The 13,648-nt window shown below is 65.2% G+C and carries 13 protein-coding genes and 2 tRNA genes; 8 read left to right on the top strand and 7 right to left on the bottom strand.

Annotation, left to right across the window (positions count from 1 at the left end; all coding sequences use genetic code 11):
* Positions 1-27 precede the first annotated feature (27 nt).
* The 4 genes from DEM25_RS02830 to DEM25_RS02815 all read left to right on the top strand — a co-directional run bounded on the left by DEM25_RS02830 (position 28) and on the right by DEM25_RS02815 (position 4,101).
* A tRNA-Leu gene (locus tag DEM25_RS02830) sits at positions 28-112 on the top strand.
* A gap of 88 nt (positions 113-200) precedes the next feature.
* Positions 201-1,667: a trigger factor gene (gene tig, locus DEM25_RS02825; protein ID WP_109767070.1), complete on the top strand. Its 1,467-nt coding sequence runs from the start codon at positions 201-203 to the stop codon at positions 1,665-1,667.
* A gap of 167 nt (positions 1,668-1,834) precedes the next feature.
* Positions 1,835-2,557 carry an SDR family NAD(P)-dependent oxidoreductase gene (locus tag DEM25_RS02820; RefSeq protein ID WP_109767194.1) on the top strand — a complete coding sequence of 241 codons (723 nt, stop codon included), beginning with the start codon at positions 1,835-1,837 and terminating at the stop codon, positions 2,555-2,557.
* A gap of 8 nt (positions 2,558-2,565) precedes the next feature.
* The gene (locus DEM25_RS02815; protein ID WP_109767071.1) at positions 2,566-4,101 is read left to right on the top strand and encodes a cryptochrome/photolyase family protein; all 1,536 of its coding nucleotides are present in this window, start codon (positions 2,566-2,568) and stop codon (positions 4,099-4,101) included.
* Here the strand turns inward: DEM25_RS02815 and DEM25_RS02810 are convergent.
* Positions 4,079-5,230, bottom strand: a complete 1,152-nt coding sequence (locus DEM25_RS02810) for an NAD(P)/FAD-dependent oxidoreductase (protein WP_109767072.1) — start codon at positions 5,228-5,230, stop codon at positions 4,079-4,081. The genes DEM25_RS02815 and DEM25_RS02810 overlap by 23 nt on opposite strands.
* A 35-nt stretch (positions 5,231-5,265) precedes the next feature.
* Here DEM25_RS02810 and mnmC2 point away from each other — a divergent pair, with 35 nt between their 5' ends.
* Positions 5,266-5,931 carry a tRNA (5-methylaminomethyl-2-thiouridine)(34)-methyltransferase MnmC2 gene (gene mnmC2, locus DEM25_RS02805; protein WP_109767195.1) on the top strand — a complete coding sequence of 222 codons (666 nt, stop codon included), beginning with the start codon at positions 5,266-5,268 and terminating at the stop codon, positions 5,929-5,931.
* On the opposite strand, the gene DEM25_RS02800 is transcribed toward mnmC2, so the two are convergent.
* Positions 5,928-6,758 carry a class I SAM-dependent DNA methyltransferase gene (locus DEM25_RS02800; RefSeq protein ID WP_109767073.1) on the bottom strand — a complete coding sequence of 277 codons (831 nt, stop codon included), beginning with the start codon at positions 6,756-6,758 and terminating at the stop codon, positions 5,928-5,930. The two genes, mnmC2 and DEM25_RS02800, sit on opposite strands and share 4 nt — an antisense overlap.
* A 120-nt stretch (positions 6,759-6,878) precedes the next feature.
* Here DEM25_RS02800 and DEM25_RS02795 point away from each other — a divergent pair, with 120 nt between their 5' ends.
* The 3 genes from DEM25_RS02795 (at position 6,879) to DEM25_RS02785 (ending at position 10,997) form a co-directional block, all read left to right on the top strand.
* A complete protein-coding gene (locus DEM25_RS02795; RefSeq protein ID WP_109767074.1) occupies positions 6,879-7,880 on the top strand; it encodes a hypothetical protein in 1,002 nt (333 codons plus the stop codon).
* Positions 7,881-7,957: 77 nt separating this feature from the next.
* Positions 7,958-8,899, top strand: a complete 942-nt coding sequence (locus DEM25_RS02790; RefSeq protein WP_245412733.1) for a DMT family transporter — start codon at positions 7,958-7,960, stop codon at positions 8,897-8,899.
* Positions 8,900-8,984: 85 nt separating this feature from the next.
* Positions 8,985-10,997, top strand: a complete 2,013-nt coding sequence (locus DEM25_RS02785; protein WP_109767075.1) for an acetyl-CoA carboxylase biotin carboxylase subunit — start codon at positions 8,985-8,987, stop codon at positions 10,995-10,997.
* Positions 10,998-11,062: 65 nt separating this feature from the next.
* On the opposite strand, the gene lipB is transcribed toward DEM25_RS02785, so the two are convergent.
* From lipB to DEM25_RS02760, 5 genes are all read right to left on the bottom strand, one after another.
* Positions 11,063-11,782, bottom strand: a complete 720-nt coding sequence (gene lipB / locus DEM25_RS02780; RefSeq protein ID WP_245412746.1) for a lipoyl(octanoyl) transferase LipB — start codon at positions 11,780-11,782, stop codon at positions 11,063-11,065.
* A 66-nt stretch (positions 11,783-11,848) separates the two neighbouring features.
* Positions 11,849-12,241, bottom strand: a complete 393-nt coding sequence (locus DEM25_RS02775) for a VOC family protein (RefSeq protein ID WP_109767197.1) — start codon at positions 12,239-12,241, stop codon at positions 11,849-11,851.
* A gap of 275 nt (positions 12,242-12,516) precedes the next feature.
* Positions 12,517-12,592 (bottom strand) — tRNA-Thr (locus tag DEM25_RS02770).
* A 76-nt stretch (positions 12,593-12,668) separates the two neighbouring features.
* Positions 12,669-13,154, bottom strand: coding sequence for a bacterioferritin (bfr, locus tag DEM25_RS02765; RefSeq protein ID WP_109767077.1), 486 nt, complete (start codon positions 13,152-13,154; stop codon positions 12,669-12,671).
* A 56-nt stretch (positions 13,155-13,210) separates the two neighbouring features.
* Positions 13,211-13,525, bottom strand: coding sequence for a (2Fe-2S)-binding protein (locus DEM25_RS02760; RefSeq protein WP_109767078.1), 315 nt, complete (start codon positions 13,523-13,525; stop codon positions 13,211-13,213).
* Positions 13,526-13,648 lie beyond the last annotated feature (123 nt).

Raw genomic sequence — 13,648 nt, 5'->3', positions numbered from 1 at the left:
TGGCGTCATGCTGCGGCCTGGCGCGCTGCGGATATGGCGGAACTGGTAGACGCGCTGGATTTAGGTTCCAGTGCCGCAAGGCGTGGGGGTTCGACTCCCTCTATCCGCACCACCAATTCGCCACCGGGCAGTTTGAACATCCAAGAGGCGCACCCAGGCATGCCGACGGGCAGCGCGCCGGCAGAAACGAAGGTTAGAAGATGCAGGTCACCGAAACCGTCAATGAAGGGCTCAAGCGCGAGATCAAGATCGTGGTGCCCAAGTCCGATCTCCAGGCCAAGCTCACCGACAAGCTGCACGATGCCAAGGGCCGTGTGCGCCTGAACGGCTTCCGGCCGGGCAAGGTGCCGGTCAGCCATCTGCGCAAGATGTACGGCAAATCCTTCATGGCCGAGATCGTCAACGAGATCCTCAGCGAGACGCCGCGCTCCATCCTTGCCGACCGCGGCGAGAAGTCCGCAACGCCGCCCGATGTCGACATGACCGAGGATGAGGGCGAGGCGGAAAAGGTGCTGACCGGCGAGAGCGATTTCGAGTTCTCTGTGAGCTACGAGGTCATCCCGCCGATCGAGACCAAGGATTTCTCGACGATCGCGATCACCCGCCCGGTGGTCGACATCGCAGAGGAGGAGGTCGAGGAGCAGGTCAAGAGGATCGCCCAGTCGGCCGCCGAATATTCAGAGAAGAAGGGCAAGGCCGCCGATGGCGACCGGGTGACGATCGACTATGTCGGCAAGATCGACGGCGAGGCCTTCGAGGGCGGCACCGATGACGATACCAAGCTGGTTCTGGGCTCGGGCACCTTCATTCCCGGTTTTGAGGAGCAGCTCGTCGGCGCCAAGGCGGGCGACGAGACCCAGGTGAAGGTGGCTTTCCCCGAGGATTACCAGGCCGCCCATCTGGCCGGCAAGGAAGCGGTGTTCGACGTCACCGTGTCGCTGGTCGAAAAGGCCGAACCGGTCGAGATCAATGACGAACTGGCCGAAAAGCTCGGCATCGAGAGCGCCGAGCGGCTGCGCGCGGTCGTGCGCGAGCAGATCGAGGGCCAGTATGGCGGCATGACGCGCCAGAAGGTCAAGCGCCAGCTTCTCGACGCTTTGGACGAGATGTACCAGATCGAAAGCCCGCAAAAGCTGGTCGAGACCGAGTTCAACAATATCTGGAACCAGATCACCAACGAACTGGAGCAGGCCGGCCGCACGTTCGAGGACGAGGAAACGACCGAGGACGAGGCCAGGGCCGAATACCAGAAGCTGGCCGAGCGCCGCGTGCGCCTCGGGTTGGTGCTTTCGCAGATCGGCGAGGATGCCGGCGTCGAGGTGACCGACACCGAGCTGCAGCAGGCGGTGATGCGCCATGTGCAGCAATATCCCGGCCAGGAAAAGCAGGTCTACGAGTTCTTCCAGAAGAACCCTGATGCGGTGGCCAATCTGCGCGCCCCGATCTTCGAGGAAAAGACCGTCGATCACCTCCTGACCGTCGTCTCGGTCACCGACCAGACCGTCAGCAAGGAAGAGCTGATGGCCGAGGACGAGGATGAGGAAGCCGCGCCGAAGAAAGAGACGAAAAAGGCTGCGCCGAAGAAGAAGGCGCCGGCCAAGAAAAAGGCGCCTGCCAAGAAGAAGGCCGAGGCCGCCGAGGCCAAGGACGGCGACGCCGCCGAATAGGCAACCGTTCGGGACAGATCACAAAGACAATGGGCCGGCTGCCAAGCCGGCCTTTTTTCGTGTGTGGCGTTTGCCGCCTCCCGCTTTCCGGTTGACCCCGCACCGCTGCGCCTAGGTTAAAGGCGGCGGGCGTCGTGTCCGCCTGCAAGGTCGCGAGAGGACGGGCGTTGGGAACTTATCTGATTTATGGCGGCAATGGCGGCATCGGCTTGGCGATCGCGCGGACACTAGCCGACGACGGGCACGACCTGCATCTGGTCGGGCGTGACGGCGACCGGCTTTCCGAGGTCGCGGCGGAGCTGGGCGCCGGGCACAGCGTCGCCGATGTGACCAATCCGGACCAGATCGCCAGGGCGGCCGGCGAAGCCGGTGACGACCTGGCCGGGCTCGTCTATGCGGTGGGAACGATCAATCTCAAGCCGCTCGGCCGTATGACCGGCGACGACTTCCTGACCGATTTCCGCGTCAACGCGGCGGGCGCCGCGCTGGCCGTGCAAGCCTCGCTCGATGCGCTAAAGGCGGGCGAGGGCGGCTCGGTGCTGCTGTTCTCTTCGGTGGCGGTGAGCCAGGGCTTTGCCGCGCACGCCTCGGTTTCGATGGCCAAGGGCGCCGTGGAGGGGCTGACGCGGGCTCTGGCCGCCGAACTGGCGCCCAAGGTGCGCGTCAACGCGATCGCTCCCAGCCTGACCGCGACGCCGCTTGCCGCCTCTATGACCGCATCCGAACAGATGGCCAAGGCGATCGCCGGGATGCACGCAATCCCGCGGCTGGGCAGTGCAGAGGACCATGCCGCGCTGGCGCGTGTGCTGCTCACAGATGCGGGCGGCTGGATCACCGGGCAGGTGATCGGCGTCGATGGCGGGCGATCCTCGCTGCGCACCAAGGGCTGACATCGCCGATGGGCAAGACGCTGCGCATGGTTCTGGGCGACCAGCTCTCGCGCGATCTGTCGGCGTTGCGCGACGCCGATCCCGAACATGATGTGATCGTGATGGCCGAGGTGTGGGACGAAGCGACCTATGTCCGGCATCACAAGAAGAAGATCGCCTTTATCTTCGCTGCCATGCGTCATTTCGCGGCCGGTCTCGAGGCCGAAGGCTTCACCGTCGACTACCGGCGGCTCGACGCGGACGATGACGCGATCGCCTCGTTCACCGACGCGTTGCGCGCTGCGGTCGAGCGGCACGGCGCCGACCGGATCGTCGTCACCGAAGCAGCCGAATGGCGGGTTCTGGCGATGCAGCAGGGATGGGCGGACCTTTTCGGAATCCAGGTCGACGTCCGGTTGGATGACCGCTTCATTGCCAGCCACGCCGATTTCGCCCGCTGGGCCGATGGCCGCAAGGCGCTGCGGATGGAGTATTTCTACCGCGAGATGCGCAAGGCCACGGGCTATCTGATCGAGGATGGCGGGCCGGCCGGCGGGCAGTGGAACTTCGATGCCGATAACCGCGCGCCGCCCAAGGACGGGCTCGACTTTCCGGAACGTCCCGACTGGACCGTGGACGAGACGACGCGCGAAGTGCTCGATCTGGTTGGCGAACGGTTCGGCGACCATTTCGGCGATCTCGAACCGTTTGCCTATCCCGTCACCCGCCGGCAGGCGCTCCACTATCTGAACTGGTTCGTCGAGCACGCGCTGCCCGATTTCGGCACGTTTCAGGATGCGATGGTGACGGGCGCGGCGCTGATGTTCCATTCGCACCTGTCGGCGCTGATCAATGTCGGCCTGCTCGACCCGCGCGAATGCTGCGAGCGGGCCCAAAAGGCGTGGCGGGACGGCGCCGTGCCGATCAATGCCGCCGAAGGCTTCATCCGGCAGATCATCGGCTGGCGCGAATTCATCCGGGGTGTCTATTGGCGGAACATGCCCGACTATGGCGACAGCAATGCGCTGGGAGCGACGCGCGATCTGCCCGACTGGTTCTGGAGCGGCGAGACGCACATGAACTGCCTGCGCCAAGCCATTACGGAAACGAAGGAAAATGCCTACGCGCACCATATCCAGCGCTTGATGGTGATCGGCAATTTCTCGCTTCTGGCCGGGCTCGATCCCAAACAGGTGCAGGAATGGTTTCTGATCGTCTATCACGACGCCTATGAGTGGGTGGAGATGCCGAACGTGGTCGGCATGGCGCTTTATGCGGACGATGGCCTGTTCGCCTCCAAGCCCTATGCGTCCTCGGGCGCCTATATCGACAAGATGTCGGATTATTGCGGCTCGTGCCGCTATCGGGTGAGCGTCAAGAACGGCCCTAAGGCCTGCCCGTTCAACTATCTCTACTGGAACTTCCTGATCGAGAACCGTGAGACGCTGGCCGGCAACCGGCGCATGGGCATGATGTATGGCACGCTCGACCGGATGAGCGGCGACAAGGTCGAGGCCGTGCGCGACGATGCGGCGCGGTTTTTCAGGGGGATTGCCGAAGCGTGACGCCGCGCCGGTCGGGCGCAAACGCGTCCGGCAAGCCCTCCGGCTGGTCGCCAGACGCAAAGCCGACGGCGGCGTCGGCCATCAGGTGCGCGATGGCGAAGGAGATCTTGAACCCGCCGGTGGCGAGGATCGTGTCGGTCGCGCCGGGCAGGGGTCCGACCAGCGGTTCGCGGCCTTCCGCGCGCGGGCGGACCCCGGCCCAGCGTTCGACAACGGTGGCGCCTTCAAGCGCCGGGCACAGCGCGGCGGCCTGCGCGAGGATGCCGTCGAGCTTCTCGTCGGTCGTGTCCGGCGCGTCGAATGCGTTCTCCGAGGTGGAGCCGACCGCGATCAGGCCGCTGTCATGCGCGATGACATAGACACCCTTGTCGTAGAGGATCGGCGACGCGGGATCGATGGGCGTTGCCGGGTCAAGCAAGGCGCCCTGGCCCTTGACGCCACGACCGATGCGCTCGGGATCTTCCGGCTCGATCAGCGCGAATGCGCCGCTTCCGGCGGCAACGATGGTCGCGCCGGGCGTGATTTCTGTGCCGTCGTCCAGCACCAGCGTGCCATTGGCGCCAAGCCGCATGACGCTGGTGTTCTCGCGGATGGTGATGCGGTCGCTGGCGTTGAGCGCAGCGCGCAAGGCCGCGGTCAGCCTGCGCGGATCGATGCGCGCCGACAGCGTGTCGCAATTGACGCCGTGGGGCAGCGAGTGGCCAGCCAGCCAGCCCGTTGCCGGATTGGCATCTTCGATCGTCCAGCCGATCCCATCCGGCCAATGGGTTTTGGCGCCCTCCACCCATTGCGCGCTCTGGCGGCGCTTTTCGGGATGGCCGATCGGCATCAGCCGGCCGGTTTGCGCATAGCCGCAGCTGAGCCCGGTTTCGGCTTCCAGCGATGCCACGCGCTCGGGCAGCGACAGGAGCCCGTCGAGCTGGAACCGTTTCTTGGCGTTCCAGCCGGTCGGCTGATGCGGCATCAGCGCGCCGAGCATGCCGCCACTTGCGCCCGAGGCGATTGTGCGCTTTTCGATCAGCAGCACATGGGCGCCGCGCCGCGCGGCCTCACGGGCGCACCACAGGCCGACAATGCCGCCGCCGATGACGGCGATATCGGGGTTGGCAGGAGCGGGAGAGACAATCATTGGCGGACGATCTGGAACGCGATGCGCTGGAGTGGATGGATGGCGATATGCCGTTTTCGACCCGGTTTGGCGACCATTTTTACGCCCGCGAGGATGGCCGCGCCGAAACAGGCCATGTCTTCATTGGCCAGAACCGGCTGGCCGAGCGCTGGGGCGACGGCGCCGACATGGTGATCGCGGAACTGGGGTTCGGCACCGGCCTCAATTTCCTGGAAACCTGGCGGCAATGGCGGCTCCACCGCCTGCCGGGCGCGCGGCTCGATTTTGTCTCCTTCGAAGCGCTGCCCATGACGGCCGACGAGATCATGACGGCGATCGGGCGCTGGCCGGACCTTGCGCCCTTGTGCGTCCGCCTTGTCGAACGCTGGCCGGACCTGACATCGACACCGGTGACATGGATCCTCGATCCGCAGACGCGGCTGACCGTGGTGGCCGGCGATGCGCTGGACGGCGTGACGCGCTGGAACGGCCTTGCCGACGCCTGGTATCTGGACGGGTTCGCGCCGGCCAGGAACCCCGACATGTGGTCGGAGCCCTTGATGCAGGCGGTGTTCGACCGGACACAGCCCGGCGGCACGTTCGCCACCTACACGGCGGCGGGCTGGGTGCGGCGCAACCTTCAAGCGGCGGGTTTCGACGTCGAAAAAGTGCCGGGCTTCGGGGGAAAACGCGAGATGATGCGCGGCCGGCGTCCGGATTAGGGCCGCGCCGCCACGACCAGAAAACCCGGGATCGGCGCGCCCTGTTCCAGCCGCACGGTGATCGGCTCGAATAGTTCGATGTCAGGAAAGCCCGCCCGAGCACACATGGTCCGCAGATAGTCCGCCGAATGGGCAAAGCGCTGGTGCGGCGTCACCGTCCAGTCCTTGTCGCCGTCGGCGAGCGCCGGCAGGGTCTCGGCGGAGACGACGAGCCGCGCGTCGGCGGTCGCGTTGGCCGCAATGCCGTCAAACAGCGGCTCCAAAGCGCCGATATAGGGCAGGACGTCGGTCGCCACGATCAGATCGAAGGGCTGGTGGTCAGGGTCGTCGCTTTTCGCCCACTCGTCGAGGAAATGCACCGCCTCGTTGACGTAAAGCGCGTCATAGGCCGCCCGCTCGTCGGCCTTTTCGACCATCTGTTCGGCGATGTCGACGCCGGTCGCATGCGCGCACAGTTCCATCAGCATCATGCCGGACAGGCCCGTGCCGCAGCCAAGATCGAGGAGGCGGCCATAGGGGCCGGGCCGGGTGGCTTTGAGCCATTCGGCCGCCTGCATCGGCACCGCATAGCCGAGCGCGCCGGTCAATATGTCGTCGAAATCCTCGGCGTGCTGGTCGAACAATGTTGCGACATAGGCGTCGGCCGCCTTTTCGGGCGCATCGCCCATGCCCATCGAGGCGAGCCGCATCGCCGCGCCGCACCGGTCGGCTGGATCGAGCGCAAGGCATCGCCGGTAGAGTGCGGCCGCTTCTGCGGTTTGCCCGGCCTTCTCGTGCGCAAGCGCGGCATTATAGGCGTCGGCGAGCGCGTCGGTCGTCTCGGTCATGGGGCGGTTCCGGGTTGCAAGCTTGGCTTAACCACGCCGCTTAGCCGAAATTCAAGCGATCCGTGTCAGTCTCGCCCGGGTTTTTGAGGGCGCGTCGCGTCCGAATTGCGGGGAACTGAGATGGGTGAACTGGTTTTGCAGGGCCCTGTGGCCGAAATCGTCGCCAGGAACGCGGTGACCGCCGACGACGTTGCGCGGCTGCGCCGCGAGGTGTTCCGTGACGGTGTCGTGTGCCGGCCCGAGGCCGATGCGTTGTTTGCCATCGACACGTCCTGCCGGTCGCGCGTGCCGGAATGGGACGCATTCTTCATCGATGCGGTGTCGGACTATCTGGTCAATCGCGAGGCGCCGAAGGGCTACGTGTCGGACGCCAATGCCGACTGGCTGATCAGCGCCATATCGCGCGACGGCGTCGTGTGCACACGCACCGAGGTTGAATTGCTCATCGCCGTGATGGAGCGGGCGACGGCGATGCCCGCATCGCTGAGCGCATTCGCGCTGCGTCAGGTGGCGCATGTCGTGACCGATGGCGACGGACCGCTGGCCCGCGGCCGCACGGCGCGTCCGGGCGTCGTGACCGCCGACGATGTCGCCATGCTCAAGCGCATCCTCTACGCCTATGGCGGCGGCGGCAATGCCGGCATCACCCGCGACGAGGCCGAGGTTCTGTTCGACATCAACGACCGGACGGCCGAGGCCGACAACGATCCGGCCTGGTCGGACCTGTTCGTCAAGGCGATCGGCTTTTCGCTGATGGCCGCCACCCGCCACCAGGCGGCGACCCGCGAAACGGCGCTCCAGCGCGAGGCCTGGCTGGCCGACGACAGCGTCGATGTGGCCGGCTTCTTCTCGCGCGTCTTCGCCGGCGGGCTCAAGGGCTACAAGGACGCGGTCATGACCAAGACCGGCGTCGAAAACGCCTGGCGCGAAACCAACCAGGCGTTTGCGGAGGCAACCGCCGCTGCGGAAACCATCGATACGGACGAAGCGGACTGGATCGCCCGGCGCATGGGCCGCGACGGGCTGCTGCACGAAAACGAAAAGGCGCTGCTGCGATTCATCCGGGACGAATCGCCGGACGTGCACCCCTCGCTCGCGCCGCTGATCGATCAGGTCGCCTGACGATCATACGTCCGGTTAGAACCGTTCGGGGCCGATAAGGGCTTTTCCAACCGTGCGCGCCGTGCGACGTCTGAGCGATGGTTCAGGCGCTGCCGTCAAAACCCTCCTTTTCAGCCGACATGCCGGTGCGCGGCATGGCACTGGCCGTTGTCGGCGCGCTTCTGCTGCCGGCCATGGATGCGGTCGCCAAACTGCTGGGCCAGAGCGGCGCCATGTCACCCGGCCAGGTCACTTTCTTCCGCTTTGCGATCCAGACGGCTTTCTGCCTTGTCTGGCTGATGGCCTTCGGCGGCGCTGCCGCGCTGCGCTCGAACCGGTTTGGTCTCAATTTCGTGCGCGGCATGGTTCTGGGCGCGGCGAGCCTGTTCTTCTTCGTGGCGCTCAAATACATGCCGCTGGCCGATGCGATCGCGGTCTTCTTCGTCGAGCCGCTCATTCTGACCCTGCTTTCGTTTCTGGTGCTGCGCGAACCGGTGGGCTGGCGCCGTGTGGCGGCCGTCATTGTCGGCTTTGGCGGCGCGCTGATCGTCATCCAGCCCTCCTATGCGGTGTTCGGGCCGGTCTCGCTCCTGCCGCTTGGCGCGGCAACGCTGTTCGCCACCTATCTGATGCTCAACCGCATTGCCGGCCGAAACGATGGCGCGATGGTCATGCAGTTCGTTTCCGGACTTGGCGGCATGGCGATCGTCGCCGTGGCGATGGCGTTCGGCACCGTGGCGGGCATTGGCGATCTGGCCGTCACGCCAACGGCGGACCCGACCGTCTGGGCGCTGGTGGCGCTGATGGGCAGTATCGGTGTCGCCGGGCACTATCTGTTCGTGCGCGCCTTCCAGATGGCGCCGGCCTCGCTGCTGGCGCCGTTCCAGTACATCGAGATCATTTCGGCGGCGCTGTTCGGCCTGCTTCTCTTCAGCGAATTTCCGACGCCGACCAAATGGCTCGGGATCGGCATCATCGTCGCGTCGGGGCTCTACGTCTTCTGGCGCGAACGGACCGTGGACCAGAAAGACGGTGCGTGACCTAAGACAAACAGATCATTGTCCGGGTGCCGGATTTCGGTAACAAGGCCGGACAAAAAGGCACAAGGCGGGGGCTCCGACGGGCATGTTCGACAAGATATTGATCGCCAATCGCGGCGAAATCGCCTGCCGCGTGATCAAGACGGCGCGGCGCATGGGCATCGCCACGGTCGCGGTCTATTCGGATGCGGACGCCGATGCGCTGCATGTCGAAATGGCCGACGAGGCGGTGCATATCGGCCCGCCGCCCGCCACCGAAAGCTATCTCATCGCCGATAGGATCATCGAAGCCGCCAAAACGACCGGCGCGCAGGCGGTGCACCCGGGCTACGGCTTTCTGTCGGAACGGGCCTCGTTCTGCGAGGCGCTTGAGGCCGAGGGCATCGTCTTCATCGGCCCCAAGCCGAAGGCGATCAACGCGATGGGCGACAAGATCACCTCAAAGAAGATTGCCGCCGAGGCGGGCGTTTCCACCGTGCCGGGTCATATGGACCTGATCGCCGATGCGGACGAGGCGGCGGCGATCTCGGCGCAGATCGGCTATCCGGTGATGATCAAGGCGTCGGCCGGCGGCGGCGGCAAGGGCATGCGAATCGCCTGGAACGACGATGAAGCGCGCGACGGTTTCGAACGGTCGAAATCCGAGGCGGCGTCCAGCTTTGGCGACGACCGCATCTTCATCGAAAAGTTCGTCGAGGAGCCGCGCCATATCGAGATCCAGGTGCTCGCCGACGGCCATGGCAACGCCATCCATCTGGGCGAGCGCGAATGCTCGATCCAGCGCCGCAACCAGAAGGTGATCGAGGAGGCGCCGTCGCCGTTCCTCGATGCGGAAACGCGTGCCGCGATGGGCGCGCAGGCCGTCGCGCTGGCGCAGGCCGTCGATTATCAGAGTGCCGGCACGGTCGAGTTCATCGTCGACAAGGACCGCAATTTCTACTTCCTCGAGATGAACACGCGGCTGCAGGTGGAGCATCCGGTGACCGAACTGATCACCGGGCTCGATCTGGTCGAGCAGATGATCCGTGTGGCTGCGGGCGAGAAGCTGGGCATTGCGCAGGACGATGTGACGCTGAACGGCTGGGCCATCGAAAGCCGCGTCTATGCCGAGGACCCGGTACGCGGCTTTCTGCCCTCGATCGGACGGCTGACCCGTTACCAGCCGCCCGCCGAGCAGTGCACGGACGATCTGATCGTGCGCAACGATACGGGCGTCTTCGCGGGCGCCGAAATCTCGATGTTCTACGATCCGATGATCGCCAAACTGTGCACCTGGGCGCCGACGCGCGAAGCGGCGATCGACGCGATGCGCGATGCGCTGGACGGGTTCGTCATTGACGGGATCGCCCACAACATGCCGTTCCTTGCCTCGCTGATGGCGCACCCCAGATGGCGGGAAGGCCGGCTGACGACCAATTTCATCGCCGAGGAATATCCCGACGGCTTCATGCCGCCCGAACCGGATGCGGAGGCGCGATCCATCCTCGCCGCGATCGCGCTTTCCGTGGAGATCATCCGCAAGGACCGGCTCGACCGGCATGCCGGGCGCATTGCGCCCCATTCCGGCCGGATCGGTACCGACTGGGTGGTTCGGATCGGTGATGAGCGGCTGGCGATGTCGGTCGCGGCGGCCACGCTCGGTGACCGGACGGCGTTCACCGTTTCTGCAGAGGGCGAGGGGCCGGCGGCGCTGGAAACCGGCTTCCGGCTCGGCGATCCGCTTTGGACCGGGTCTGTCGGCGGCACGCGCGTCGTTGCCCAGATCCGGCCCGTGGCGAACGCGATGGTGATCGACTGGCGCGGCTATTCGGTGACGGCGCAGGTGATGAGCCCGCATGTGGCGGACCTTGAAGCGCTGATGCCGGAAAAGGCGGTCGCCGATACCTCCAAACAGCTCCTGTGCCCGATGCCGGGGCTCGTCGTGGCGCTCAATGTCCGTGTCGGCCAGGCCGTGCAGGCCGGCGAGACGCTGGCGGTGATCGAGGCGATGAAGATGGAGAACGTGCTGCGCGCCGAACGCGATGCGACCGTGTCCGTCATACACGCCGAGGCGGGCGACAGCCTTGCCGTCGACGCGGTGATCATGGAGTTCGAATAGGCTTCACTTGTCTTCTGGCCGCGCTTTCGAACCGCGAAACCGGTGCCCACTTTCGCTGAAAGCGCTCAGTTCACGGGGCCGAAGACGGTTTCGAATTCGGCCTTCAGCGCGACGTCCAGATCGGCCATCGACACCGGCAGGCCCAGATCGACCAGGCTGGTGACGCCGTGCTCGGTCACGCCGCACGGCACGATGCCGCCATAGTGCGACAGGTCGGGTTCGACATTGATCGAAATGCCGTGAAACGACACCCATTTGCGCAGGCGGATGCCGATGGCGGCGATCTTGTCTTCGGCGGCGATGCCGGGCGCGGGGCCAGCGCGTTCGGGGCGACGGACCCATACGCCGACGCGATCCTCGCGCCGCTCGCCTTTCACATTGAACCGGTCCAGCGTGCCGATCACCCAGGCTTCGAGCGCGGCGACGAAGGCGCGCACATCCTGCCGGCGGCGTTTGAGATCGAGCATCACATAGGCGACCCGCTGGCCCGGGCCATGATAGGTGTACTGGCCGCCGCGGCCCGTTTCGAACACAGGGAAACGGTCCGGCTCGGTCAGGTCCGCGGCATCGGCGCTGGTGCCGGCGGTGTAGAGCGGGGGATGCTCGATGAGCCAGACCATTTCCGGCGCGATGCCCGCATGGATCGCGGCAACGCGGTCCTCCATGAAGGCCAGCGCTGCCTCATAGTCCACCAGCCCGTCGGCGATGCACCACTCGACGGGCGGCGAACCGGGCACGGCGTGGAACAGGCCGGTCAGATCGTCGCGCGCGGGCGGAGACGGCATTGTCGAAACGTCGCTCATCGCCGTCAGATGGCGCAGCTTGGGCCCCGATGCAAGCGGGGCGGAGTTTCACGGCGCGCGATAGCACACCGCCTGCAGCTTGTTGCCGTCCGGATCGCGCACATAGGCCGCATAATAGTCGTCGCCATAGTGCGGGCGCGGGCCGGGTTTGCCCTCGTCGCTGCCGCCATGGTCGAGCGCCAGCCTATGGAACGCATCGACAGCATCGGTGGTCTCGGCGACGAATGCCACATGGGTGCCGTTGCCCCAGGTGGCGGGCCGGCCGTCGGCGGGCGGATAGAGATAGATGGTCGGCATCCGGCCGTTCTTCTCATAGGCCGGCGGCTTGCCCTCCGGCTTTGGCAGGCGCGCGAACCCCAGCGCGCCGAGAACGGCATCGTAGAACCGCGCGGCGCGGTCGGTATCGTTGGTGCCAAGCGTGATGTGGCTCAGAACGCTCATCGCCGATTCCCCGTTTTGCGGCACAGGCTAGCCGGTCGCTGCTGACAGGGTGTGTCAGCAGCAAAGCCTCAAATCCGCGCAAAGGCACAAGCGTGACCCGGAGGCTGACCGGCTCCCCGGAGGTGTCAAGCGGAGCGAGACTGCGGTGAGCGAAGAAGTGGTGCAGGTGACCGGAACAACCTGGAACCATCGCTCTCAGCGTTTGCTGCGCAATCGCTTGCCGCTTCTGCAAAGTTTGGTGGGCGTGTTCCGCATTTCGCTGCGCGAGTTGCGTTTGGTGCCCCCACACGGACTCGAACCGCGGACCTACTGATTACAAATCAGTTGCTCTACCAACTGAGCTATAGGGGCGCTCGAAGGCAGATAAGCACAGCGTGCGCGTCTGTAAACCCGCCTTGTGCGCAACCGGTTAACCGGCCACGCGCCGTTACCCGGCCTCGTCGGCCGAGACAGCGTTGAGAAGCCCGTACTTTTCGGCGCCCAGCTTTTCGAGCAGGTCGAGTTGGGTTTCAAGGAAGTCGATATGGCCTTCCTCGTCGGCGATCAGCTCCTCGAAGAGGTTCTTGGTCACGTAATCGCCGGCTTCCTCGCAGACGTCACGGGACCTGGTGTAGGAATCCCAGGCTTCCTTTTCGCCCGCCAGATCGCATTCGAGTACTTCGCGGACGCTCTGGCCGATGCGCAGGGGCGCCACGTTCTGCAGGTTCGGGAAGCCTTCGAGGAAAATGATCCGTTCGACGATCTTGTCGGCGTGATGCATCTCCTCGATGCTTTCGGCGCGCTCCTTGGCGGCCAGCTTCTGATAGCCCCAGTCTTCCAGCAGCCGATAGTGCAGCCAGTACTGATTGACCGCGCCCAGTTCGAGGAACAGCGCCTCATTGAGCCGTTCTATGACCTTCTCATTGCCCTTCATGGCCGAGTCCCTCCGATTCTGGTTGTTGTCCTGAAATTGGCCAAAAGGCCGAAACATCAAGCTGCCTTGCGCGGTTTGGCAGCCCTGGCAATGCGGCGCACGGTCTCGTAGCGGTCATGCTCCTCGCGGATGCGTGCGATGAACGGAACGATCTTGTCCTCGGGCGTGGCCTTGCGGCGATGATAGGCTTCGCTGACAGAGATGATCGTGTCGATCACGCGCGGGAAGCAGCCGCAGCATTTTCCGCGCTTGGCCATCGCATGATAGACCATGCCGGGCGTGATCAACTGCCATTCGTCGGCCTCGAGAAAGCCGGTGATGACATCCTCGATTTCGCGGAGCGCGATCACATTGCAGCTGCACACGATCATCGCGGGCGTTTCCTTGCATTCAACTGTTCGAAGTTGGCACGGAGCCGGGCGGAGCGCCCATGATCCATGTCAAACCGTTGGATGCGGCGGGCGAAAAGATAAACATGCAGCGCGGCCATCATC

Source organism: Oceaniradius stylonematis (assembly GCF_003149475.2).
GTDB lineage: Bacteria > Pseudomonadota > Alphaproteobacteria > Rhizobiales > Rhizobiaceae > Roseitalea > Roseitalea stylonematis.
This window is presented reverse-complemented; position numbering and strand designations above follow the sequence as displayed.